General features: G+C 66.0%; 19 protein-coding genes and 1 tRNA gene. 13 read left to right on the top strand and 7 right to left on the bottom strand.

Annotated elements, in window-relative coordinates; genetic code table 11:
- The first annotated feature begins 30 nt into the window (after positions 1-30).
- The 4 genes from hutI (at position 31) to ACEE23_RS03880 (ending at position 4,544) form a co-directional block, all read left to right on the top strand.
- Positions 31-1,230 (top strand): imidazolonepropionase, encoded by a 1,200-nt coding sequence (hutI, locus tag ACEE23_RS03865; protein WP_368521050.1) that lies wholly within the window; start codon positions 31-33, stop codon positions 1,228-1,230.
- 75 nt (positions 1,231-1,305) lie between these two features.
- A complete protein-coding gene (locus tag ACEE23_RS03870) occupies positions 1,306-3,279 on the top strand; it encodes a DEAD/DEAH box helicase (protein ID WP_368519633.1) in 1,974 nt (657 codons plus the stop codon).
- 122 nt (positions 3,280-3,401) lie between these two features.
- Positions 3,402-3,980, top strand: a complete 579-nt coding sequence (locus ACEE23_RS03875) for an HNH endonuclease family protein (RefSeq protein ID WP_368519634.1) — start codon at positions 3,402-3,404, stop codon at positions 3,978-3,980.
- Between the two features lie 120 nt (positions 3,981-4,100).
- The gene (locus ACEE23_RS03880; RefSeq protein WP_368519635.1) at positions 4,101-4,544 is read left to right on the top strand and encodes a DUF2269 domain-containing protein; all 444 of its coding nucleotides are present in this window, start codon (positions 4,101-4,103) and stop codon (positions 4,542-4,544) included.
- A gap of 111 nt (positions 4,545-4,655) precedes the next feature.
- On the opposite strand, the gene putP is transcribed toward ACEE23_RS03880, so the two are convergent.
- The gene (gene putP, locus ACEE23_RS03885) at positions 4,656-6,221 is read right to left on the bottom strand and encodes a sodium/proline symporter PutP (protein ID WP_368519636.1); all 1,566 of its coding nucleotides are present in this window, start codon (positions 6,219-6,221) and stop codon (positions 4,656-4,658) included.
- A gap of 453 nt (positions 6,222-6,674) precedes the next feature.
- Between putP and ACEE23_RS03890 the strand changes: the two genes are divergently transcribed.
- From ACEE23_RS03890 to ACEE23_RS03930, 9 genes are all read left to right on the top strand, one after another.
- Positions 6,675-9,764: a DEAD/DEAH box helicase gene (locus tag ACEE23_RS03890; RefSeq protein WP_368519637.1), complete on the top strand. Its 3,090-nt coding sequence runs from the start codon at positions 6,675-6,677 to the stop codon at positions 9,762-9,764.
- A 12-nt stretch (positions 9,765-9,776) separates the two neighbouring features.
- Positions 9,777-10,610 carry an SWIM zinc finger family protein gene (locus ACEE23_RS03895; RefSeq protein WP_368521051.1) on the top strand — a complete coding sequence of 278 codons (834 nt, stop codon included), beginning with the start codon at positions 9,777-9,779 and terminating at the stop codon, positions 10,608-10,610.
- Between the two features lie 65 nt (positions 10,611-10,675).
- Positions 10,676-11,833: a metallophosphoesterase family protein gene (locus ACEE23_RS03900; protein ID WP_368519639.1), complete on the top strand. Its 1,158-nt coding sequence runs from the start codon at positions 10,676-10,678 to the stop codon at positions 11,831-11,833.
- The gene (locus ACEE23_RS03905) at positions 11,833-14,508 is read left to right on the top strand and encodes an AAA family ATPase (RefSeq protein ID WP_368519640.1); all 2,676 of its coding nucleotides are present in this window, start codon (positions 11,833-11,835) and stop codon (positions 14,506-14,508) included. The genes ACEE23_RS03900 and ACEE23_RS03905 overlap by 1 nt, the downstream gene beginning before the upstream one ends.
- Positions 14,509-14,512: 4 nt before the next feature.
- On the top strand, positions 14,513-15,031 hold the full coding sequence (locus tag ACEE23_RS03910) for a MarR family winged helix-turn-helix transcriptional regulator (RefSeq protein WP_368519641.1): 519 nt from the start codon (positions 14,513-14,515) through the stop codon (positions 15,029-15,031).
- Positions 15,032-15,061: 30 nt separating this feature from the next.
- Positions 15,062-15,571 (top strand): MarR family winged helix-turn-helix transcriptional regulator, encoded by a 510-nt coding sequence (locus ACEE23_RS03915; RefSeq protein WP_368519642.1) that lies wholly within the window; start codon positions 15,062-15,064, stop codon positions 15,569-15,571.
- 5 nt (positions 15,572-15,576) lie between these two features.
- On the top strand, positions 15,577-15,876 hold the full coding sequence (locus tag ACEE23_RS03920) for a molecular chaperone GrpE (RefSeq protein WP_368521052.1): 300 nt from the start codon (positions 15,577-15,579) through the stop codon (positions 15,874-15,876).
- A gap of 113 nt (positions 15,877-15,989) precedes the next feature.
- Complete coding sequence (locus tag ACEE23_RS03925; RefSeq protein WP_368519644.1) at positions 15,990-16,163, top strand: hypothetical protein; 174 nt, start codon at positions 15,990-15,992, stop codon at positions 16,161-16,163.
- A gap of 78 nt (positions 16,164-16,241) precedes the next feature.
- Positions 16,242-16,883: a GNAT family N-acetyltransferase gene (locus ACEE23_RS03930; RefSeq protein WP_368519645.1), complete on the top strand. Its 642-nt coding sequence runs from the start codon at positions 16,242-16,244 to the stop codon at positions 16,881-16,883.
- A gap of 56 nt (positions 16,884-16,939) precedes the next feature.
- Here ACEE23_RS03930 and ACEE23_RS03935 read toward each other — a convergent pair.
- The 6 genes from ACEE23_RS03935 to ACEE23_RS03960 all read right to left on the bottom strand — a co-directional run bounded on the left by ACEE23_RS03935 (position 16,940) and on the right by ACEE23_RS03960 (position 23,782).
- Positions 16,940-17,016: transfer RNA gene (locus tag ACEE23_RS03935), tRNA-Arg, on the bottom strand.
- Between the two features lie 65 nt (positions 17,017-17,081).
- A complete protein-coding gene (locus ACEE23_RS03940; protein WP_409338322.1) occupies positions 17,082-18,665 on the bottom strand; it encodes an alpha/beta hydrolase in 1,584 nt (527 codons plus the stop codon).
- A 188-nt stretch (positions 18,666-18,853) separates the two neighbouring features.
- Positions 18,854-19,504: a LutC/YkgG family protein gene (locus tag ACEE23_RS03945; RefSeq protein WP_368519646.1), complete on the bottom strand. Its 651-nt coding sequence runs from the start codon at positions 19,502-19,504 to the stop codon at positions 18,854-18,856.
- Positions 19,505-19,507: 3 nt separating this feature from the next.
- Entirely contained in the window at positions 19,508-21,058 is a 1,551-nt protein-coding gene (locus ACEE23_RS03950) for a lactate utilization protein B (protein WP_368519647.1), read from the bottom strand.
- Positions 21,058-21,843: a (Fe-S)-binding protein gene (locus ACEE23_RS03955; protein ID WP_368519648.1), complete on the bottom strand. Its 786-nt coding sequence runs from the start codon at positions 21,841-21,843 to the stop codon at positions 21,058-21,060. Before ACEE23_RS03955 ends, ACEE23_RS03950 begins: the two co-directional genes overlap by 1 nt.
- 292 nt (positions 21,844-22,135) lie before the next feature.
- Entirely contained in the window at positions 22,136-23,782 is a 1,647-nt protein-coding gene (locus ACEE23_RS03960; protein ID WP_368519649.1) for an L-lactate permease, read from the bottom strand.
- Between the last annotated feature and the right edge of the window lie 202 nt (positions 23,783-23,984).

Consider the following 23,984-nt stretch of genomic DNA (forward strand, 5'->3'; position numbering starts at 1 on the left):
GACCACGCCCGTTCCAGAAAGGTATGACGCATGACCAAGGTATTCCGCAATATTTCCGAGCTCCGCACGGTAGCCGAAGCTGGCACCATTACCGACGCCGCGCTGGTGTCTGACGACGCCGGCACCATCGCCTGGGTCGGCCCCGCGGCCGAGTTGCCCGGAGAATACGCAGACGCCGAGACCGTCGACCTGGGCGGGCGGGCCGTGCTGCCCGGCTGGGTGGACTCCCACACCCACATGGTCTTCGACGGCAACCGCGCCGAGGAATTCGAGGCCCGGATGGCCGGCGGCGACTACGCGGCCGGCGGAATCGCGGTGACCATGGAGGCCACCCGCTCGGCCGGCGCGGAGCGGCTGAGCCAGTTGGTCCGCGAGCGCGTGGCCGCCGGGCACGCGGGCGGCACCACGACGTTCGAGACCAAGACCGGCTACGGCCTGGACGTGGATTCTGAGGTCGAGGCCGCCCGGGTGGCTAGCCAGTACGTCGACGAAGTGACCTTCCTCGGCGCGCACCTGGTGCCGCCGGGGCAGGAGGCCGAGGCCTACGTCGAGCAGGTCGTCGGGCCGATGCTAGATAAGGTTGCGCCCTATGCCGGCTGGATCGACGTCTTCTGCGAGCGCGGCGCCTTCAACGAGGAACAGTCCCGCCGGGTCCTGGAGGCCGGCCGCGACGCCGGGCTGGGCCTGCGCGTGCACGGCAACCAGCTGGGGGAGGGCCCGGGCGTGGCGCTGGCCGTCGAGCTCGGCGCCGCCTCCGTCGACCACGTCAACTACCTAAGCGACGACGATATTGCGCGCCTGGCGGATTCGGAGACCGTCGCGACCATGCTGCCGGCCTGCGATCTGTCCACCCGGCAGCCGCTCGCGCCGGGCCGCAAGCTCATCGACGCTGGCGTGACCGTCGCGATTGCCTCCAACCTGAACCCGGGCACCAGCTACACCTCCTCGATGAATTTCTGCGTGACCACGGCGGTGCTCCAGCAGCACCTAAGCCTGGACGAGGCCATCGCCGCGGCCACCCTGGGCGGGGCGAAGGCGCTGCGCCGGCAGGCGGTCTCGGGAGGCAAGGACGCCGCCGGTCGCCCGGCCAAGGGCCAGCTGGTGGTCGGCGCGGCCGCGGACTTGCACGTCCTGACCGCGGAAAACGCCATTAATCTGGCGTACCGCCCGGGCATGCCGGCCACGTGGCGCACCTATGTCGGCGGGGAATTGGCCGCCGAGAATAACTAGCCCCACCGGCGGCAACGCGCCGGGGGCTTGCCCCAATGGTGTTTGCCCGCCCATTAGCGTAATGTTGGGCGGGCAATGAGCATTACCGATAACGCCACCGGCGGCGTCAACGAGCCGGAAGAATTTTCTCAACAGTCGGAATCTCAGGACAACGCGCAAGGTGTGGCAGCAGAGGCTGCGAAGAACACCGGGGCTGCGCAAGCTTCTGAGGGCGCCGGCGCCGAATCCCAGGATTCGGCCAAAGACAACTCCCAGGGGTTTGACGGCCTAGGCCTGCCAAGCGAAGTGCTTGACGCCGTGGCCAGCGTTGGTTTCACCACCCCTTCGCCAATCCAAGCGGAAACCATCCCGATCTTGATGGAAGGCCGCGACGTGGTCGGCCTCGCCCAGACCGGTACCGGCAAGACGGCGGCCTTCGCGCTGCCGATCCTCGCCCGCATCGACGAGCAGGCCCGCCACCCGCAGGCCCTCGTGCTCGCGCCGACGCGCGAGCTGGCCCTGCAGGTTGCCGATTCCTTCCAGTCCTTCGCGGATCACCTGGGCAACATCGAGGTCCTGCCGATCTACGGCGGTCAGGCCTACGGCATCCAGCTGTCCGGCCTGCGCCGCGGCGCCCAGATCATCGTCGGCACCCCGGGCCGTGTCATCGACCACCTGGAGAAGGGCTCGCTGGACCTGTCCCAGCTGCGCTTCCTGGTCCTCGACGAGGCCGACGAGATGCTGAACATGGGCTTCCAGGAAGACGTCGAGCGCATCCTGGAAGACACCCCGGACAACAAACAGGTCGCGCTGTTCTCGGCCACCATGCCCAACAGCATCCGCCGCCTGTCCAAGCAGTACCTGGATAACCCGGCCGAGGTGACCGTCAAGTCCGAGCGCCGCACCAACGACAACATCAAGCAGCGCTTCCTGCTGACCCCGCACCGCGCGAAGATGGACGCGTTCACCCGGATCCTCGAGGTCACGGACTACGACGCCATCATCGTCTTCTGCCGGACCAAGCACGAGACCGAAGAGGTCGCCGAAAAGCTGTCCGATGCCGGCTATTCCGCCGCCGCCATCAACGGCGACATCGCGCAGAACCAGCGCGAGCGCACCGTGGATCAGCTCAAGGACGGCCGCCTGGACATCCTGGTGGCTACCGACGTGGCCGCCCGCGGCCTGGACGTCGAGCGCATCACCCACGTGGTCAACTACGACATCCCGAACGACACCGAGTCTTACGTGCACCGCATCGGCCGCACCGGCCGTGCCGGCCGCACCGGCGAGGCCATCCTGTTCGTCACCCCGCGCGAGCGGCGCATGCTGCGCTCCATCGAGCGGGTGACCAACGCCCGCCTGGAGGAGATGGAGCTGCCGACCGTCGACGAGGTCAACGTCAAGCGCAAGGAGAAGTTCGCGCAGTCCATCACGGAGACCCTGGGCGACAAGCAGATGGAGCTCTTCCGCGGCCTGGTCCGCAAGTACTCCGAGGTCAACAACGTCGGCATGGACGACATCGCCGCTTCCCTGGCCGTGCAGCTGCAGGCCGGCTCCGACTTCCTGATGAAGGAACAGCCGGTGAGCAAGAAGGACAAGCGCGACAAGGAGCGCTTCCGCCGCGACGATCGTGGCGACCGCGGCGACAAGCGCGGCGGCCGCTTTAGGGATCGCGACCGGGACCGCGACCGCGGGCCGAAGCGCCCGGACGGCGACTTCGAGACCTACCGCCTGGACGTCGGCAAGCGCCAGAACGTCCGCCCGGGTGCCATCGTGGGCGCCATCGCCAACGAGGGCGGCCTGTCGTCGAAGGACTTCGGCCGTATCACCATCGCGGTGGGCCACACCTTGGTCGACCTGCCGAAGAACTTGGACCCGGCCGTGCTGGATCGGTTGAAGGACACCCGTATTTCCGGGCAGCTCATCAACATCCAGAAGGACACTGGGCGCCCGCCGCGCCGCGGCTTCCACCGCGACGATAACCGCGACAACCGCGATAACCGCGGGGGCCGCCGCCGCGAGGGTGGCCGCCGGGGCGACAAGGGCGGTCGCGGCCGCTGGCGCGACTAGTGCGCTGACCGGCCCTAAGCCAGCTAAGGAACCACAGGAAACCTGGCGCAGTCTATAAAGGCATGCGCCAACGCTTCCTGTGGTTTCTTTGTCTGTGCACCCTGCTCTATCTCTGCGGGCAGGTGGCCCCTTACCTACAGCCGGAGGAAGACGACGGTCTCCCAGAACTGGGCGCCAGCCTGGAGCGGGTGGAGCCGGTCGAGCAGCGCCAGCGCGTGCTGGGCTACGAGCGCGAGGCCTTCGGCGCCGGGTGGGGCCCGGCCCCAAGCTCGGCGTGCACCACCCGGGAGGTCGCCATTATGGAACAGGCCATGCAGCTGCGCCGCAGCGGGGCGTGCGGGATTAGCCGCGGCAGCCTCTACGACCCCTACGCCGGGGAGGAGGTGCCCCTGCGCCGCGGCGACGTCCCGGTGGAGGTAGACCACGTCTTCCCGCTCTCTGCCGCGTGGGATCTGGGCGCGCACAGCTGGTCGGCGCAGCGGCGGCAGGATTTCGCTAATGATCCGCTCAACCTGGTGGTGACCCGGGACGAGGTCAACCGCGACAAGTCCGACGACCTGCCGGCCCGGTGGCTGCCGCCGGCGGTGGGGCAGCGTTGCTGGTACGTGCGGCGGCTGGCGGCCGTCGCCGCGAAATACGGCCTGCCCCTGCCGCGGCGGGACGTAAAGGTCATGCGGGCGCAGTGCCGGTTGATCATTTGACCCGAATTAACGATAGGGTTAACTGCGGAAGCCGTGTCCCATGCACGGTGATTTTCCTATGAGCGGCGCTTTTACTTAGCCGTCGCAAAAACCCGTGAGAAAGGTTCTGGAGCAACTTTTATGACTTCTTTGTTCATCGCCGCGCACGTGATTGCCGCGATTTTGCTGTTGGGCCCGGTCACCGTGGCGACGTCGCAGTTCGGCCCGCAGATGCTGAAGGCCGCCGAGGGCGACGACAAGGCGCTTGGCGCCACGCGTACCCTGCACAACATCACTAATTCCTACGGCTATATCTCCGCGATCGTGCCGATTTTGGGTATCGCCGTCTTCCTGATGGATATGTCCACCTACGGCACCCAGGGGCAGTTCCACGCGTCCATCCTGCTGGCGATTATCGCCTGGGCGCTGCTGTTCTTCCTCATCATCCCGCGCCAGAAGAAGGCCATGGCCGCCCTAGCCGGTGAGGGCACCACCGATTTCGCCAAGGACAAGAAGCAGCTGGCCATGTTCAGCGGCATCTTCAACCTGCTGTGGGTTGTTATCGCCATCCTGATGTTCCTGTAGACGCCACGGGGCATCGGCAAGCAAAAACCCGCCTCCCGGACCGCGCAAGAACGCGGCGGGGAAGGCGGGATTTTTCTTATCTTAGGAGGGCGCCGTGCGGGCTAGGCGGAACTAGTCCTTGACCTGCTTGGCAGCGTCCTCGAAGGCCATCTCGTCGTCCTTGGAGACGATCTTGACCAGGTCCTCGACCTGGGCGAACTCGTCCTGGACCTCCTTGGGCGGCTGCTTGGTCGCCAGGGAGACCACGACGGTCACGAGGAGCGAGAGGGCGAAGCCCGGGACGATCTCGTAGATGGTCTCGGTCAGCGCCGGGACGTTGCCCCAGATGATGGTGGTCAGTGCACCGACAATCATGCCGGCGATGGCGCCGGTGGAGTTGAGTCGCTTCCAGTACAGGGACAGCAGGACCAGCGGGCCGAAGGCGGCACCGAAGCCGGCCCAGGCGAAGCCGACCAGACCCAGGATGGAATCCGACGGGTTGATGGCCAGCAGGGCGGCCACGACGGCCACGGCCACGACCGCGGTACGCGACAGGTTGATGAGCAGATCCTCGGAGAGGTTCTTCTTGGAGAAGATCTTCCACAGGTCCTCGATGAGCGAGCTGGCCACGACCAGCAGCTGGGAGGACATGGTGGACATGATGGCGGCCAGAACCGCGGTCAGCACCAGGCCGGCCGGCAGCGGGTGGAACATGACCTGCGCCATGTCCAGGAAGACGGTCTCGTAGTTCTCCTGGTCCGTGATGGAGTAGTCGTTCTGGGTGAAAAAGACCGTGGCGGACAGTGCCACGAAGATGGCGCCGAGCACGGACAGGCCCATCCAGGTCACCCCGTAGAAACGGCCCTGGCGGGCATCGGAGGGCTTGCGCAGTGCCATGAAGCGCACGATGACGTGCGGCTGACCGAAGTAGCCCAGGCCCCAGGCGATATTGCCGATAACCACGCCGGCGGTCACGCCGGAGACGAGGGAGAAGTAGTTCGGGTTCTCCAGCACGCCGTTGGTGGCGTAGGGGTTCTCTGCGGCGAAGGAGAAGATGTCCGACGGGTTATCCAGGGAGATGATGGCCATGACCGGCACGATGATGAGCGAGCAGAACATCAGCAGGCCCTGGACGACGTCCGTGTAGGACACGGCGAGGAAGCCGCCGACGAAGGTGTAGGCGACGGTGACCGCGGCGATGATCAGCATGCCGGTCAGGTAGTCGCCGCCGAAGGTGGACTCGAAATAGCGGCCGCCGGAGACCATGCCGGAGGAGACGTAGAAGGTGAAGAAGAAGATGATGACCAGCGCGGCGATAATCCGCAGCAGGCGGGACTTGTCGCGCAGGCGGTTTTCGAAGAAGGACGGGATGGTGATGGAGTTCCCGGCCACCTCCGAGTAGGCGCGCAGACGCGGGGCAACCCACTTCCAGTTAGCCCAGGCGCCGCAGGTCAGGCCGATGGCGATCCAGACCTCGGACATGCCGGTCAGGAAGAGGGCGCCGGGCAGGCCCATGAGCAGCCAGCCGGACATATCAGAGGCGCCCGCAGACAGGGCCGCTACGAAGGGGTGCAGCCCACGGCCGCCCAGAACGTAGTCGTCGTATTGATCGGTTTGCTTGTAGCTCCAGTAACCGATGGCGAGCATCGCGAACAGATAAATAATGATCGCGATGACATACCAGGTTGAGGTATCCACGAAGGCTCCTTGCAGTAATTGATGTGTAAAAACAGTGCGCCGCCCGGGCGCGATAAAGCTCAAGCGGCCCAGGGGCGGGAAATAACGGTTGCCTACAGAGTCTTTTCCCAGGTGGTGCCGTGGGAATATGACCTGCGGAACATAACAAGGGTAACGAGACTCACAGAACTGCCCAAGCTATGAAACACGGCGTCACAGGTGCGTGGCAGGCTTTTGTGAAGCAATGAGGAGGTTCACCACTGTTTATAACGAGACGGTAACAATCCCAGGTGACAGGCGTTCCGGCGTCGTTTGCGCGAAAAAGCGCCGTTTCCTCCCCTCAAAGGAGGGTAGGCATCCACGCTGGCCAGCGGCCTAGGCGGCCGGCCGGCAGGGTCGGACGGGTCGGGGAGAGCAATCTTTGACGCAGGCAGAAAAAGTCGCGTGTCGGCCATCGGTGTTAGACTATTCGGCATGTCTGGATACCTTCTGCACGGCCTCTGGCTGCCTGTGTCTGGGTTTAGCCTGTGGGTCGAACAGGTGGAGGGGCACAAGATTGTCACGCCCGCCTCCGTGCCGGAAGGGACCTTTCCAGAAGCGGTCGAGAGCCTGCTTGCCAAGAAGTCTTTCCGCAACCGGGCCCGTGTCTCCCTGCGCACGCCGAAGGGCAAGGACGTCTCGCTCATGGCGCCGATGGCTATGTTCGGCCCGCAGGACGCCATCGTCGCGCTGTCCCAGCTGTCCTTCCTGGACGAGCGGACCCCGGCGGCCACCGCCGAACAACGCGCCTCCATTGCCCCCGATCTCTATTGGCTCATCCGGACCTACCGCGGGCTGACCAAGTTCGTGCGCGCCGGGCGTGTGACCATCCGCCTGTCCTACCAGGCGGGCGAGTGGTTCCCCATGTGGCAGCTGGCCGCCGGGCTGGGGGAGCGCGGCTGGCTGGCGGAGATGATCGCCGCGGCGCCGGGGATCTTGACCATCAACAACCGATCGCTGTCGGACGATCTCATCGACGAGCTCACCCACTGGATCGCCTTCATGGAGCTCAAAGACCTGCTCCACACGCCGCGGCCGTACCCCTGGCACGATTTCGCGCAGGCCATGCTGACCACCTCGCCCATCAAGCGGGGCCGGGCGCAGCTGCTGCGGGGCCTCAACGAGTGGAAGGATTCGATCGCCTCGGTCGATCTGCAGCTGGTCATCATCGTCGAGGAACCCGGGGAGGAGGAGACCTCTCTGGATCCTTCCCAGGCGGTGTGGCCGGTGCGCCTGCGGGTGCGTTCCGGTACAGACTCGCCGCAGCCCATCCGCGTCGACCAGCTCGACGCCCGTTCGGTGGAGAAGCTGCGCGACTCGCAGCGCCGCGCCATCGGCATCGCCCCGGCGCTCAACCCCAGCTCCTCGCGGCCGGCACCCCGCTGGTACGACAACGCCGGGGACTGGGACGTCTACCTGAGTACGGACGCGCTGGTGCAGTTCATCGGCAGCGACGTCTCCGCGCTCAAGGCCGCCGGCTTCACGGTGATGCTGCCCAAGGCCTGGGCGCAGGCGGAGACCAAGGCCCAGCTGGAGACCCGCGAGGTCACCGACCCGGCCGTGGCGGCCACCAAGTCGCAGGTGGGCCTGGAGAAACTGGTCGAATACGACTGGCATATCTCCGTCGGCGACGTGCAGCTGAGCGAACAGGAAATGGAGGAGCTGGTCAACTCCAAGTCGGGGCTCATCCGCCTGCGCGGCGAGTGGGTCATGGCGGATACGCAGGCGCTTAGCCGTATTACCGACTACATGGATAAGCTCAACCAGACCGCCTACAAGCGCCGGAAGAAGCAGCTGGAGGCGGCCGCCAAAGAAGCCGAGCGCGCCCGGGTGCTGGAGACGCCGGGCTGGGAGCAGCTGGTCGCGGACGTGGAACGCCAGCTGGCCGAGTTCAACCAGGCCGACAAGGACACGGACGAGTTCGGCGAGGTGACCATCGCCGAGCTGCGCCAGCTGGCCCTGGAATCCATGGCCAACGAACCGATCGAGTTCACCGGCTCCAAGTGGTTCAACAGCCTGCTGGGCGGCATGGACACCGTCGCCCCGCAGCGCGTCGCGGTGCCGGATACCGTGCACGCGGAGCTGCGCGAATACCAGCGCCGCGGCGTCGACTGGCTCTACTGGATGTCGCAGAACAACATCGGCGCCGTGCTGGCCGACGACATGGGCCTGGGCAAGACCCTGCAGCTGCTGACCCTGCTGGCCGTGGAAAAGGACAAGGCCGCTGAGGAAGGCAAGGAACTCGGCCCGACGCTGGTGGTCGCGCCGACTTCCGTGGTGGGCAACTGGGCGCGGGAGGCCGCGCGCTTCGTCCCGGATTTCACGGTCTTGGTCCAGCACGGCTCCGGCCGCTTAAAGGACAAGGCGCTGCTGACCGCAGCTGCCGATGCCGACTTGGTCATTACCTCCTACGGCACCGTCGGGCGCGATTTCAAGCAGCTCGGCCTAGCCGAGTGGGACCGCGTCGTGCTGGACGAGGCGCAGGCGATCAAGAACTCCGCGACCCGCAGCTCCCGGGCGGTGCGCTCCCTGCCGTCGCGCCACCGCATTGCGCTGACCGGCACGCCGGTGGAAAACCGCCTGTCGGAGATGCGCTCCATCCTGGACTTCTGCAACCCCGGCATCCTGGGGTCTACCAGCTTCTTCCGCAACCACTTCGCCAAGGCCATCGAGCGGGAGCAGGACCCCACCATGACCGAGCGCCTGCGCCTACTCACCGCGCCGTTTATCATGCGCCGGCTGAAGACGGACCCGAAGATCATCGACGACCTGCCGGAGAAGTCCGAGCAGATCCTCACCGTATCCATGACCGCCGAGCAGGCCTCGCTCTACAAGGCCTTCGTGGACGACGTCCAGGTCCAACTCGAGCAGCGCCAGGGCATGGCCCGCCGCGGGCTGGTGCTCTCCTCGCTGACCCGCATCAAGCAGATCTGCAACCACCCGGCCCACTTCCTGGGCGACGGCTCGCCCGTGACCATTAAGGGCAAGCACCGCTCCGGCAAGGTCGCCGAGCTGATGCGGATCGTCGACGAGTCGATCCAGGCCGGCGAACGCCTGCTGGTGTTTACCCAGTACCGCGCCTTCGGCGATATCTTGCAGCCCTACCTGAGCGAGCAGTTGGGGCGCGATATCCCGTTCCTGCACGGCGGGGTCACCAAGAACAAGCGCGATCAGATGGTCGAGGACTTCCAGGATCCGGACGGACCGCCGGCGATGATCCTGTCGCTGAAGGCCGGCGGCACGGGCCTGAACCTGACCGCCGCCAACGTCGTGGTGCACATGGACCGCTGGTGGAACCCGGCGGTGGAAAACCAGGCCACGGACCGCGCCTTCCGCATCGGCCAGCGCAAAAACGTCCAGGTCTACAAGATGATCACCGCCGGCACCCTGGAGGAGAGCATCCAGGATATCCTGGACGGCAAGACCACCCTGGCCGGCTCCGTCGTCGGCGAGGGCGAAGGCTGGCTCACCGAGCTGGATCCGGAGCAGCTGGCCTCCCTGATGAGCTACCGGGGCAGAGAGTAGGAGGAGTCGGTCATGAGCGTGTCTAAAGACAATGTCATCTACGCGAACTTCGGGACCCGCAAGCGCGTGACCTCCGCGGAGGAGACCAACAAGGTCACCCGCAGCGGGGCTACCGGGCCCGTGTTGTCTCCGGCGGCCCAGCGCGTCTGGTCCGTTATCAGCAAGGCCACCGACGACGGCCGCCTGACCCGCGGGCGCCAGTACGCGCGCGCCGGGCACGTGGTGGGCCTCGACGTGCGCAACGGCGCCATCCACGGCCGGGTCGCCGGCTCCCAAAACGAGCCCTTCACGGTCCTCATTCAGCTGCCGTACCGCTCCAACGACGACCTAGCGCGCATTAATGAGCTGCTGGCGCGCACCCCGAACGCCCTGCGCAACGCCCACGAGGGGCACCTAAGCGAGGAGGTCCTCGACCTGCTTTTTGCCCCCACGGCCGACGACCTGCGGCTGAGCTGCTCCTGTCCGGATTCTACCCCGGTCTGCAAGCACGTGGTGGCGGTGGCCGATCGCCTGGCCAGTCGTATCGACGCCGACGCGTCGGTGGTCTTCGCCTTCCGCGGCCTGAACTTCCTGACCCTGGAACAGGCGGTCCTGGAAGAATCGCAGGCCGCGTCCCAGGACGCCTTGGCTAACGATGCCGGCCTGACCAACGACGAGCGCAACGACCTGTTCTGGAAGGGCCGCCAGCTGCCGGACCTGCCGCGGCCGAAGGTCGCCCCGGCGCTGGAGGATTCCGACCCGGATTTGCTGCGCAAGGCCATGCGGGCGGTCTCGCACACCAACGTGGACTTGCTGCGCTCGATCTCCGATATCGAGGACATGTACCACCACCTGACCACCCGCTAGGGGATTAAACGGGTGTTCGATAATAGCTTCGGGCATGTGTCCGGTGGCTGTGTTAGACATGGGGTATGACTTCAACGACGTTCATCCACACCTCCGACCTGCAGATAGGGATGGAGCGTGGTTTCCTCGGAAGCGACGGCCAGGCCCGCTTTAACGCGGCCCGGCTGGCCAGCATTGACAAATTGGGAAAGCTCGCCGCCGAAGTGGGCGCCGAGTTCATCGTCGTAGCCGGGGACGTCTTCGAACATAACTCCCTGTCGCCGCAGACCACCGGTCGCGCCCGGGAGGCGCTGGCCAACCTGGACGTGCCGGTCTACCTGCTGCCCGGCAACCACGATCCGCTGGTGGCGGACTCGATCTTCTTTCGCACCCAGGCCGAAGGAATCCACGTCATCGCGGACTCGGAGCCCATCCCGGTCGCGGACGGCGTCGAGCTCGTCGGGGCCCCGTACCTGTCGAAGCGTTCCAATTACGATCTGGTCGCGGCCGCCCTCGAGCCCCTAGAGCCTACCGACACCATCCGGGTGGCCGTCGGGCACGGGCAGGTCGAATCTCGCACCTCAGAAGAGGACGCCGAGCTGATCGACCTCGCCCTGGTCGAGGAAAAGATCCGCGCCGGGGCCATCGACTACCTCGCGCTGGGGGATACCCACTCGGCCATGCCCCTGGGCAGCACCGGGGCGGTGTGGTTTTCCGGGGCGCCGGAAACCACCGCCTTCCACGAGGTGGAAAGCGACGCCGGCGAGAACAACTCGGGCAAGGCCCTGGCCGTGACCATCGAGAAGACCGCCGCGGGGCAGGCCTCGGTAACCGTGGAAGAGCACCAGCTGGGCGAGTGGCGCTTCGAGGCCTTGAGCGCCGAGCTGACCACCAGCCAGGACGTGGATCACTTCCTCGAAAGGCTCAAGGCCTACCCGCACAAGGACCGCACCGTCATCAAGTACGGCCTGCAGGGCACCCTGGGCATCCAGGACACTCAGCGCCTGCAGCACGAGTTGGAGGCTCTGGAGCCAGTCTTCGCCGACCTGCGCGAGCGCGCCCGGACCATGGACCTCCACCTCGCCCCCTCGGAGGAGGAGCTCGCGGACCTGGAGTTAAGCGGTTTCGCGGCCGGGGCGCTGGAAGAAATCATCACGGACATGGACGCGGATCCGGTGGCCCGGGACGCGGCGAATTTGTTGTTCCGGCTTTCCTCGCCGGACGCGCGGAAAGGGGCTAATTAATGCGGATTCACTCTCTCGAGCTGCGCAATGTGCGCGCCGTCGAACACCTGAAGCTGGAGGACCTTCCGGATCAGGGCGTGGTGGTCATCCACGGCGACAACGAGGCCGGCAAGTCCACCCTGGTCGAGGCCATCGGCGTGGTCCTCAAGCAGGCGCACAGCTCCCACGCAAAGAACACGGTGGGCGTCCTGCGCCCGGTGGGCAAGGACGCCTCGCCCGAAATCACCCTGGAGGCTACCGTGGGGCCGTACCGCTTCCGGATCTTCAAGCGGTGGTTCAGAAAGCAGGCCGCGGAGCTGACCGTTTTCTCGCCGCGCCCGGAAAACCACACCGGCCGCGCCGCGGATGCTCGCCTCAAGGAAATTCTGGACGAGCACCTCGACGACGACCTCTTAGACGCCCTGTTTCTCAAGCAGGACGACTTGGGCGCGGCGGTCGAAGCCGTCGGCATCTCCTCCCTGCGCAACGCCCTGGAGCAAAGCTCCGGCAGCCAGGCCCTCAGCGAGGGCCACGACTCCGGCCTGATGGACAGGGTGGAAGAAGAATACAAGCGCTATTTCACCGGCAAGAAGGGCGAGCCCACCGGCGAGTACAAGCGCGCGGGCAACGAGTTATCGGCCGCCCAGGACGCGGCGGAGCAGGCGCAGCGGGAGCTCACGGAGCTGGAAGGCTACGTGCGTGACTACGAGCGGGCGGTCGACCGGCGCGAGCAGGCTGCACAGGAGCAAGGCTCCGCCCGAAGCGAGCTCGAGCAACGCACGGCCGAGCTGACCGCGGCCCAGCAAGCGCGCGCGGCCTTCCAGGCCAAGGACAAGGACTTCGTCCAAGCCCAGGAATCCCATCAGCGCGCGGGCGAAGATCTGCGCGGCCGCCAGGAGCTGGTCGAGGACCTCAAACGCAACCAGGAGCAGCTGCAGGCGGCGCGGGAGGATCTCGCCCCGGTCGTACAGCAGGCCGCCGAGGCAGATCAGCGCCTCGAGCAGGTGCGCCAGCGGGCCGCGGAGGCGGCCAAGGTCGTTTCGGACGCGCGGCAGCGGCGCAAGGACGCCGCGGGTGCCCACAAGCTCGTCGTGGATAGAAACCGCTTGGCCAAGCTGGACAGCCTGCTGGGCCGCATCGACGAAGTCTCCGAAAAGCTGGGGGCGGTGCGCCAGGAAATCGCCGCGCGCGAGCACACGGTCACCGAGAAACAGCTGGCGGACATCGACCAGCTGGCCCAAGACGTGCAGCTGCACCAGCGTCTGCAGGAAGCCGCCCAGTCGAAGCTGTTTTTTAGCTCCGCATCCGGCGAGGAGATTACCGTTGACGGGCAGTCCTATGCCCTAGAGGCGGGAGGCGAAGAGCTCGAAGTCCCCGTCGCAGACGGCACCGAACTGGTCATTGGCACGCTGTCGGCCCGGTTCGCCGCCGGCCAGATGGGGGAGAGCGTCCGCTCTGCGCGGGAGGAATACGCCCACGCGAAGCGCCGCTTGGAGGATCTGTTGGAATCTCTCGGCTGCGACGGGGCGGCGGAAGCCCGCGGTCTGCGGGAGGAGCAGGTCGAGCAGGACCAGCGGGCGGAGCGACTGCGCCACGAGTTGGATACGCTCGCCGCCGGCGACGACATCGAGCAACTGCGAGCCGAGCACCGCGCGCTGCAGGAATTTTTCGAAGGCGAACAGACAGAGGAATTGCCCGACGTCGACACCGCCGCCGCCACCCTGGCTGCGGCTGAGGAAGCGGAGGAGCAGGCCCAAACCGAGCAGGAGGAAGCCGCCGCGGCCGTCGCGCGCGAGGAGGAACTCAACCTCTCGGAGAAGTTGCTGCGCAGCCAAGTCAAGGTGGACAGCTTGCAGGAGGCTGTCGAGCGCGCCGAACAATCCCTGGCGCGCGCCCGTGGGCACCGCGGCGACGAGGAACTCGAGCAGGCGGTGGAGGCCGCCCAAGAAAGACTGGCGGCCGCCCAGGCAGCGCGCGCTAAGGCGCAGGCTGAGATGAATGCTGCGGATCCGGAACGCGCGGAGCAACTGCATGCCGGCGCCCAAGCTCACCTGAAGTCGCTCGAGGAGACTTGGTCGCAGGCCGACCGGACCATCGCTACGCTTACCGGCTATATCGAGCGGGACCAGGGCAGCGCCGAGCGCGCGGAGAAGGCCCAGGCCCAGTTCGAGAACGCCCAGGACCGCTTCGATTCGTTGGACCGGCGCGCTAAGGCCGTGAAATACCTGCGCGAGGTGCTCCTACGGCACCGCGAGGAGGCCCGCCGCAAGTACTCGGCGCCGTTCGCCGATCGGCTCAGCCGCCTGGCCCGCCGAGTCTACGGCGGCGACGTCGAATTCCAGCTGAACGAAAAACTCGAAGTCACCCAGCGCACCCAGGACGACGTCACCATTGATTTGGGCGAGCTCTCCGGCGGCGCCCGCGAGCAGCTGGCCATCCTGACGCGGTTCGCCATCGCGGAGCTGGTGGAGGAATCCGCGGGCGGCGGGGATGAGGCCGGGGCCCGGCCGGTGCCGGTGGTCATCGACGACGCGCTGGGCTCGACGGACTCCGAGCGCATCCAGCTGATGTCCACGCTGTTTAGCGAGGTAGGCAAACGCGCCCAGGTCATCGTGTTGACCTGCATGCCGCAGCGCTATTCGCGCGTGCCGGGAAAGCTGGAACTAGATATCGAAGACCTCAAGCGGGCGGACTAGGACAATGGAGCAGGCCGGGCAGCAGGCGGAGGAAGCTGCGCGGCAGTCTGTCTACCACGGCTGGCTCGCCCCGGAAGAACAGCGCCTGTGGGAGCTGATGAACCTGGCCGCCCAGCGCGTCGAGGCGAAGCTGGACCAGGCGCTGGAGTCGTGCGGCTCGCTGACGCGGACCGAGTTCCACCTCTTGGCGGCGCTGGCGCGGGCACCCGGGTATACGCTGCGCTTGAAAGAACTGAGCGAGGCGCTGGACTGGGCGCACCCGCGGGTCTCTAAGCAAATCTCGCGCATGTCGCGGCGCGGCCTGGTCAGCAAATCGACTGACGGTAACGACCGGCGGGCGGTGCGCGCCCGGATAACCGAGGACGGCAAGGAGGAGCTGGGGCGCGCCGTTCCGGCCTATACCGCGCAGCTGCAGCGTACGATTTTCGATCGGCTTGCGCCCGGGGAGGCCGACGTCGTGCGGCGTTTACTGGCGAGCGTAGCCGAGGAAGGGCCGGATGTCTCCGCTGCAGCGGGCTGTTAACTCGGAGGTGGGATAGGGTACGTTGAGTCTATGACTAAGCAAACGCGTTGGCTTGACGATGGCGAGCAGGACCTCTGGCGAATGCTCCTAGACTCCATGCGGAAGATCGACCGGGGCATGGAAGACTCCCTGCTCTACGGCAGCGATCTTTCTCTGGCAGATTTTTCCATCCTGGTCCCGCTCTCCGAGGCCGATGGCGAGGCACTGCGGCTGCGCGATCTGTGCAAGAACCTGGGCTGGGATCGCTCCCGGGCCTCCCACCAGGTCAACCGGATGTCCAAACGCGGCCTGGTCACGAAGGGCAAGTGCGCTGGCGATGCCCGCGGCGTGCTCATCGAGCTCACCGACGAGGGGCGCCGCCGCCTGGAGCGCGCCGCGCCGGCCCACGTGGAATCCGTCCGCCGCCTGGTCTTCGACCACCTGTCGGACGCGGACCGCGCCGCCCTGCGGCGCTTCTGTGAGGGCGTACTCGCCGTCGACAACATCCCCGGCCAACCCGGGTTCGTCCCCGATGCCCGCCTGGGCGAGAAGGTAGAGTAAAGGCCATGATGGGCCAAGAGTTGTTCGAGCAACCGCACAAGCAATACGAGCAGTACCACCTCACCGCCTTCCCGGAAGAATCCGCCGCCTTAGGCGATCCGGAACAATTCCCGGACGGGGAGCCGACCGCCGAGCAGGCCGAGATCATGGAAAAGCTGTTGGAGGCGCACCCCGACGAGGCGCTGACCTTCGACGCGGCGACGGGCCTGTGGATTAGCGGCGCGGAGGCCGACGTCGAGGCGCTGTTTAGCGCGCGCGAGGAATTCGTCGCGGCGCTGGAGGAAGGCGTCGATCCCGAGGCCTAGCCTGGAAGGGTGTAGCACCCGCCGGGCAAAGTCGAAACTAGTACGTGGATACTGCTAAGATAGCGGTGGAATCGGGCCGGTCACGGCCAGTGGAGTCGAAAGGAAGCGAAGTAATGACTTCTCGTTTGGAGCAGGAAAAGCGCGAGGCAGAAGCTCGCGACCGCGGTGACGGCGTTGGCAAGGTCATCCTGGAGTGGATCCCGATGGGCATCATCATGATCGTCGTCATGGGCCTGCTGATGATCGGCATGCTCGCCCTGGAGCCGGGCCCGATGGAGCTTTTCTAATCCCGCATTGGCTTTCTTAAGCTCCCTGACCTAGGTGGTCAGGGAGCTTTTTGCATCTGCGGTGTTAGATTGGGGGATATGAATAATAAGTCAGCAGATGTAGAGATTCGACCCGCGCGCGAAGACGAGCTTCCCGCCGCCATCGAGGTCCTGGCCCACACCTTCGCCCAGGACCGCGCGGTGCGCTCCATCATGGCGCACACGGGCGGCCAGTACAACAACGTGGACTTTGCCCGCGCCATTTATGAAATCCAGGTCTACGGCCACTATTTCCCCAACGGGGAGGTGGACCTGGCCATCGACAACGGCGAAATCGTCGGCGTGGGCCTGTGGGCGCGTCCCAATAAGCAGATGTCGACGCCCAAGTTCATGGCGCTGCTGCCGAAGTACATCAACCTCTTCCGCCGCGCGGTGCCTTTCGTAGCCCGGCGGGAGGCGCGCACCGCCAGCGCCCACCCGGGGTTTGCCCACTGGTACCTCTTCGCCATCGCGGTGAGCTCCAGCGTCCAGGGCAAGGGGATTGGCTCCACGATGCTCAAGCACGGCCTGCGCCGCGCCGGCGATGCCCCGGTCTACCTGGAGGCCTCCACGCCGAAGTCCGCGGCGCTGTACCGCTCCCTGGGCTTCGTGGAGCTCGGCCCGATCGAGGTCGCCGGCGACAAGCTGGCCGACCCGCCGGAGGTCGCCATGTGGCGGCCGACCCCGCGGGAGGATGATTAGTCGCAGTACAAAGGGCCCGCACCCAGAACTTTGTCTGGGTGCGGGCCCTTGTTTTGTGGTGTCCCCGACAGGGATCGAACCTGCGACCTTCGGTACCGGAAACCGATGCTCTAATCCGCTGAGCTACGGAGACATTTTCACCATTGCCGCTCGTTGGAACGACAATGATGAAATTCTAACCCATCGGGCTAGTCAGTGTTAAATCAGCCCCGGCGCTTCGTTAACGTCGCTGGTCCCGGTGCGCAGATAGTCCACCACGATCTCGTCGACAGCCGCGTTGCCGGAGGCGACGTGGCCGTGGCCCGGGCCGTGGACGGTCACGACGTGGGAGCCCATCTGGCCGGCCATATCGCCGTGGAACTGGTACGGGGTCTGCGGGTCGCCGGTGGCGTTGATCTGCAGCGGGCGGTGCTCCAGCCCCGCGCCGTTTAGCGCCGGGACGGTGGTCACCGGCCCGCGGCCGCTGCAGGCGATGCCGGAGCCGTACAGGGAGCTAGCCATCGTGAAAGGGTCCTGGGTGACGAATGCCGACCACGCGTAGGACGGGACCAGGCCCGGGTTGGCCCGGAAGGAGTTCTCGTTGCACAGGACGAGGTTCTGCATGGACTGGGCCTGGGTTTGCGCCTCGAGCGCCTTGCGGGCCTGCTCCGGATCCTGGGGCCCGCCCAGGTCCTCGATGCCGGCGATGTGCTTAGCCAGCGCCTCCCAGCTGACGGCCGAAGGCACGAGTAGGCGGGTGAGCATCAGGGTATTCGAGTTGATCTGGGAGGCCTGCGGGTTGCGGATCTTGTCACCCAGGAACTCGGCCTGGACGCGCAGCTCACCGGTCGCGGTCATGATGTTGGCCGCCGGTTGGCTGGAAAACTCCAGCCCCGGGGGCAGGTCGCCGATCTTGGCGTTCGGCGGCAGCACCGTCGGGCGCACGCCGGCCTCGCGGGCTACCTTGCGCGACCACGCTTCGTAGGCCTTCAGGGGAGTGGTGCCCAGGTGGTAGGTGGCATCGTTAGCCGCGACGTAGTCGAAGAAATCGTGCAGCGCGTTCTCGTAGCCGGCCTGCTGGTCGGCCAGGGTGCCGTTCCACGCGCGGGCGGGGCTCATGGCCGAGTCCAGCACTACCTTGTCGGTGTGCTCGGGATAGAAGGTGGCGTAGGTAGAGCCCAGCAGGGTGCCGTAGCTTAGCCCCATGATGGAAATCCGGTCCTCACCCAGGGCCTGGCGCACCATCTCCCAGTCGCGGGCGGTGTTCTCGGTGGTCAGGGAGTTGGTGTAGCCGGGCGTGGACTTCTCGCAAGAATTGCGGATATAGGCGCCGGCGCGGGTGGCGGCGTCGAGGTCGCTGCCGCCCGGCTGGGTGCACTCCACCGGGGTGGAACCCGGCAGGCCGCGCGGCTGGACCGCCACGCGGTCCCACTCGTTGGTAATTCCCTCGGGCCAGGCGAACTGCTCGCTGCCGAAGTAGGAGTAGCCGTCCCCACCCGGGCCGCCCGGGTTGCCGAAGAGCACGCCGCGCTTGGCCTGCGGGTTGGCGGCCGGCACGCGCAGGAAGCCGACGCTGATGGTGCCGGCTGACGGGTTGTCGTAGTACGTGGGGACATCGATACGGCCGCACTCGGCGTTGTCCTCGGTGACCTGCTCGGGGCAGTCCTCCCACTGGATCTGCGGGGCGGCGTTCTGGGCTTCTTGGGCTACCGCCGGGCCGACGGCGAGGCTGCAAGCCACCCCGAGCGCTGCCAGGATGGAAGCAGCGGCCCGGGCCGGGCGTTTCTGAGAAGGTCGTAGCACCTGATTCTCCTAGGAACTGAGTCAGTAAAGAAATTGAAAATAACGGAAACCGTAGGGTTTGAGTGTTTTTACATTATCGCCGTTGCCCCCGGCCTGCATCCTTCCCCAATAAAAAGGGGGCCGGCGGGTGCCCTAGGTCGCCACAACTGACAACTCTGGCACCGCCGGCCCCACGGGGCGGGACAGCGCTACTTCACGATGACGACGATCAGGTCGCGCGGCCCGTGCACGCCCTCCACGCGGGAGAGCTCGATATCGGAGGTCGCCGACGGGCCCGAAATCCAGGTCGCCGGGTGCTCCGGGTTCATGAGGGAGACCATCTCCGGCACGCCGTAGACAATGTTTTCCTGGCGGACGATGCACACGTGGCGGTCCGGGACCAAGGTCAGCGCGCGGCGGCCGTTGGTCTCACCGGCCTCCAGCGAGATCGTGCCGGTCTGGGCAGCCGTAACGTGGGATTCCGTCACGACGGCGTCGACCTCGTTGAGGGTGCGCGGGTCCACGTCGTTGGAATCCGGCTTGGCCTCCCCGTCGAACTCGGCGAAAAGCGCGGTATCCATGCCCGGGGCGTAGCGGATATCGTGGCAGTCCTTATCCGCCAGAATCTTGGCCAGGGTGGCCGGCAGCTCGGCGGCGTCGGTGACGTGTACGTCGGCCTTGTAGTCCACCAGGCGGTCGACCAGCAGGTCGCGCAGCTCGTCCGGGGCGACCTGGCGGTCGCGCTGGTAGTCGCGCGGGACGTCCACGTGGTCGGCCAGGCCCGCGGACTTCTGGGCGGAGCGGATGCGCGACAGGATTTCCTTCTTGGCCGCGCGGGATTGTTCAGCGGTACGGGTCATGACTTAGTTCTCCTTCTCAGTGCCCTGGTCCGGGGACTGGACAGCGGCGGCGGGCAGGCCTTCCTCGCGGGCCTGGGCCAGTAGGTCATGGGCCTCATCGGATTCGAACCACTGGCGGAAGGACTTCTTCGGCGGCACTGCGGTGTCGCGGCCTTCCGACCAACCCGACATGAACAGCGGCAGGCTGTCGATGGTGCCGTTGAAGCCGCCGAGCACGCGGCCGAAGGCGACCAGGCGGGTCAGCGTGTTCCAGACCTTCGGCTTGGCCCAGACGAACTCCACCAGGTCGAAGAGCTTGGACTCGACCGGCGGGGTGGCGTGGGTGACCTTCTGGTAACGGTTTTCCAGAATGACCTGGGACAGCGGGATCTTGACCGGGCAGACCTCGTCGCAGCGCCCGCACAGGGAGCAGGCGTAGGGCAGAGAAGCCGACGGGTCGTGGTGATCCTTCATACCGGTCAGCTGCGGGGTCAGCGAGATGCCGATCGGGCCCGGGTAGACCGAGCCGTAGGCGTGGCCGCCGGCGCGCTCGTAGACCGGGCAGACGTTCAGGCAGGCCGAGCAGCGGATGCACTTGAGCGCCTGGGAACCGACCGGGTTCGACAGGGCGGCGGTGCGGCCGTTGTCCAGCAGGACCAGGTGGAAGTTCTGCGGGCCGTCGCCCTCGGTCACGCCCGTCCACATCGAGGTGTACGGGTTCATGCGCTCGGCGGTGGAGGAGCGCGGCAGCAGCTGCAGGAAGACCTCGAGGTCCTGGAAGCTCGGCACGAGCTTCTCGATACCCATGACCGTAATCAGGGTCTCCGGCAGGGTCACGCACATGCGGCCGTTGCCCTCGGACTCGACGATGTTGATAACGCCGTTTTCGGCCACGCCGAAGTTGGCGCCGGAGATAGCCACCTTGGCCTTCATGAACTGCTCGCGCAGGAACTTACGGGAGGCCTCGGCCAGCTCCGGCGGGTTGGCCGGCAGGGACTCGTCCGTGTTCGGCATCTGCCGGACGAAGATGTCGCGGATCTCGGCGCGGTTGCGGTGAATGGCCGGGACCAGGATGTGGGAGGGCTTGTCCTCGCCCAGCTGGACGATGAGCTCGGCCAGGTCGGTCTCGCGGGCGCTGATGCCGGCCTCTTCGAGGTGCTCGTTCAGGCCGATCTCCTGGGTGGCCATGGACTTGACCTTGACCACGTCGGTCTCACCCGTGTCCTGGATGAGCTGCGTGATGATCTCGTTGGCTTCCTTGGCGTCGCGGGCCCAGTGGACGATGCCGCCGCGGGCAGTCACTGCCTCTTCGAACTGCTCCAGCAGCTCCGGCATGCGGGCGGCCACGTCCTCCTTCAGCGCGGAACCGGCCGAACGCAGCTCCTCCCAGTCCGGGGTTTCTTCCACGGCGTGGGCGCGCTTGTTGCGGATGGTGGTGGTGGCGTGCTCCAGGTTGCGGCGCTGGGTGGCGTTGTTCAGGCCGTCGTGGGCGGCGGCGACGAAGCCGCGGTCGCCGCGCAGGTTGCCGTAGTTTTCGGGGGCACGGGGCGGGGTAGTGTCGGTGAAAACAGCCATTAGAGCATCTTCTCCTTCGAGTAAGCTGCGGACTTCGGCGTCCACGGGTGTTCCTTGGTCGAGGCGAGGATTTCTGCCATGTGGACGGCGCGGATGCCGGCCTGCTGGCGCGAGAGGGCGCCGGCGATGTTCATCAGGCAGGAGGAGTCGCCGCCGGTGACGTACTCGGCGCGGGTGTCCTTAATGTGGCGGGTCTTGTCCGTGACCATGGCCTGGGAGACCTCGGGGTTCTTCAGCGAGAAGGTACCGCCGAAGCCGCAGCACTCCTCGGCGTTTTCGAGCGGGACCAGCTCCATGCCCTCGACGTTCTTCAGCAGCTGGTACGGGCGATCCGCCAGCTTCAGAAAGCGCAGGCCGTGGCAGGAGGAGTGGTAGGTCACGCGGTGCGGGAAGAAGGCACCCAGCTGGGTGGTCTGCGCGATGTCGACGAGGAACTCCGGCAGGTCGTAAGTCTTGTCGGCGGCCTTCTTGGCGCCGTCGACATCCGCCTTGTTACCGAAGCGGTCGGCAATCTTGACGTGCTGCTCGCGCACGGCGCCGACGCAGGAGCCGGAGGCGGAGACCACGTAGTCGATGGAAGGATCCGCGAAGGCATCCGCGTAGGTGCGGATCATGCCCAGCGTTTCTTCCTGGTAACCGGTGTTGACGTGCATCTGCCCGCAGCAGGTCTGTTCCTCGGGGAAGACCACCTCGTGGCCCAAGCGGGAAAGGATGAGGGCAGTGGCTTTGTGAGCGTCCGGGAAAAGGGCGTCGCCAATGCAGGTGGAAAACAATGCTATTCGCATCGATCAGGCTCCTTGGTTTAGCGGGATCTTAAGAAGACTCTCGGGAAATGAGGCTTCTAGAAAATTCACGGGGTTATGAAGTAAATATTAGCGCGAATCCCGTATTTAATCACCCCTAAAAATGACGATGACCTGCGGATGTTTCGAAACATTAATGTTGCGAAAATGGTCCGCAGGTCATGCGCCTGCCCCGCGCATTTTGCGCGGGATTCCGGCCCCGGACGGATTGGGGGTAGCCGGGGTTATCAGGGTCGTGTAAGGAAAGCCTTAGGGAACTAGGCGTGGGGGCTGGTTAGGGCACCAGGAACCCGAGCACGTTGGTCATCAGGAAGACGATGACACACACGACGGCCAGGAAGGCCAGCGAGTAGCCGACGACGTTCTTGAGGATGACGGACTCCTTGCCCTCCATCTGCACGGCGGTGGCGGCAATCGCCAGCGACTGCGGGGAGATCATCTTGCCGACCACGCCACCGGAGGTGTTGGCGGCCAGCATCAGATCCGGGTTGACGTGGATGCGCTCGGCGGCGGCGACCTGCAGGTTGGCGAACAGCGCGTTGGCCGAGGTGTCGGAGCCGGTCACGGCGGTACCGATCCAGCCGAGCACCGGGGCGAACAGCGCGAAGATGCCGCCGGCCGAGGAGACGAACTCACCAATGGCGATGGTCTGGCCCGAGTAGTTCATGGTGTAGGCCAGCGCCAGGACCAGGATGATGGTCAGGGCGGAGAACTTCATGCGGGAAACGACGTCGCCGAAGGCGGTCACCGGCTGGCCGAAGCTTAGCTTGTAGCGGCCGTTCTCGTTGAAGAAGTGGTAGATGATCGTGACGATGATGCCGGAAATCAGCAGCAGCGTACCGGGGTTGCCGAAGACGTTGAAGCTGAAGCTGGTGTCCATGATGTTGCCGGTCGCGTCCACGATCGTGCCGTCCAGGAAGGGCCAGCCGGTCTTGATGACCCAGAAGCCGAACAGGGCCGGGACGGTGGTTGCCACGGCGAAGACCGCGGTGACCACGGCGTAGGGCAGCAGGGCCATCCAAATGCGGCGGCCGGTCAGATCGCTAGTGCCGTCCTGGGCCGGCAGCTCCATGCGCTCGCGCAGGGCGGCCACGCCCTTGGGCTTCCAGACGCGCAGGAAGGCGAAAGCGCAACCCAGGGAGACGATGCAGGCGATGACGTTGGTCAGCTGGTAGGCGAAGAAGGTCGCGGCGAGCCACTGGGCCGCGGCGAAGGAAATGCCAATGACGGCGGCCGCCGGGGCGGTCTCCTTCACGCCGCGCATCCCGTCCAGGATGAAGGCGATGAGGAAGGGCACGATGGCGGCGATGACCAGCACCTGCAGCGAGATCAGCGCGGCGATGTCGTGGGTTTGCTCCAGGGTACGGCCGCCGACCTCGCCGGCGGTGGTCACCGGGATGCCCACGGCGCCGAAGGCCACGGGGGCGGTGTTGGCGATGAGGACCACGGTCGCAGCCCGCAGCGGCTTGACGCCCAGGGCCATGATCATGGTGGCGGTAATGGCCACGGGGGCGCCGAAGCCGGCCAGGGCCTCCAGCAGGCCGCCGAAGCAGAAGGCGATCAGGATGGCCTGGATGCGGATATCGCCGTCGCCGAGCAGGTCGAAGGTCTTGCGCAGATCCTCAAACCGGCCGGAAGCCACGGTGATTTCGTAGAACCAAATAGCGGTAAGGATGACCCAGACGATGGGCAGCAGGCCGAAGAGCCCACCGCGGACCGCAGAAGACAGGGCCATGTCGATGGGCATCGCGAAGCCCACGATGGCAATCACTAGGGAAGTGAGCAGGGCGACCGCGCCGGAGGTGTGGGCACGGGCCTTGAAGCCCAACAACATAATGAAAAAGGCGATGAGCGGCAGGGTGGCCACGAGCGCGGTGAGCCCGAGGCTGTCCCCGATCGCTGAGGTATTGATCTCAAACAAGATGCGTCCTCGAATTCTCCAGATAGGGAGGCCCCGACTATTCGGGGCGCAGCAGGTAGTACACGGTGCTCATTGTGGTTAGTCGGGGAAGAACCGGCTTAGAAACTCACACTGAGTTAAGAAAAGCATAGCGCGGACCTGTGTGTTATCAGACCATTTCGGTCCCCGTATGGGGTATCTCATGCACTACCGGGGTTAGTGC

This window comes from Corynebacterium sp. 32222D000AT (genome assembly GCF_053546955.1).

Coding starts and splice junctions, on each gene's coding strand:
- ACEE23_RS03915 (WP_368519642.1), top strand. CDS start 15,062: ATGACTAAGCAAACGCGTTGGCTTGACGATGGCGAGCAGGACCTCTGG.
- ACEE23_RS03920 (WP_368521052.1), top strand. CDS start 15,577: ATGATGGGCCAAGAGTTGTTCGAGCAACCGCACAAGCAATACGAGCAG.
- ACEE23_RS03945 (WP_368519646.1), bottom strand. CDS start 19,504: ATGACCCGTACCGCTGAACAATCCCGCGCGGCCAAGAAGGAAATCCTG.
- ACEE23_RS03870 (WP_368519633.1), top strand. CDS start 1,306: ATGAGCATTACCGATAACGCCACCGGCGGCGTCAACGAGCCGGAAGAA.
- ACEE23_RS03950 (WP_368519647.1), bottom strand. CDS start 21,058: ATGGCTGTTTTCACCGACACTACCCCGCCCCGTGCCCCCGAAAACTAC.
- ACEE23_RS03905 (WP_368519640.1), top strand. CDS start 11,833: ATGCGGATTCACTCTCTCGAGCTGCGCAATGTGCGCGCCGTCGAACAC.
- ACEE23_RS03890 (WP_368519637.1), top strand. CDS start 6,675: ATGTCTGGATACCTTCTGCACGGCCTCTGGCTGCCTGTGTCTGGGTTT.
- ACEE23_RS03895 (WP_368521051.1), top strand. CDS start 9,777: ATGAGCGTGTCTAAAGACAATGTCATCTACGCGAACTTCGGGACCCGC.
- ACEE23_RS03900 (WP_368519639.1), top strand. CDS start 10,676: ATGACTTCAACGACGTTCATCCACACCTCCGACCTGCAGATAGGGATG.
- ACEE23_RS03925 (WP_368519644.1), top strand. CDS start 15,990: ATGACTTCTCGTTTGGAGCAGGAAAAGCGCGAGGCAGAAGCTCGCGAC.
- ACEE23_RS03955 (WP_368519648.1), bottom strand. CDS start 21,843: ATGCGAATAGCATTGTTTTCCACCTGCATTGGCGACGCCCTTTTCCCG.
- ACEE23_RS03910 (WP_368519641.1), top strand. CDS start 14,513: ATGGAGCAGGCCGGGCAGCAGGCGGAGGAAGCTGCGCGGCAGTCTGTC.
- ACEE23_RS03880 (WP_368519635.1), top strand. CDS start 4,101: ATGACTTCTTTGTTCATCGCCGCGCACGTGATTGCCGCGATTTTGCTG.
- ACEE23_RS03930 (WP_368519645.1), top strand. CDS start 16,242: ATGAATAATAAGTCAGCAGATGTAGAGATTCGACCCGCGCGCGAAGAC.
- hutI (WP_368521050.1), top strand. CDS start 31: ATGACCAAGGTATTCCGCAATATTTCCGAGCTCCGCACGGTAGCCGAA.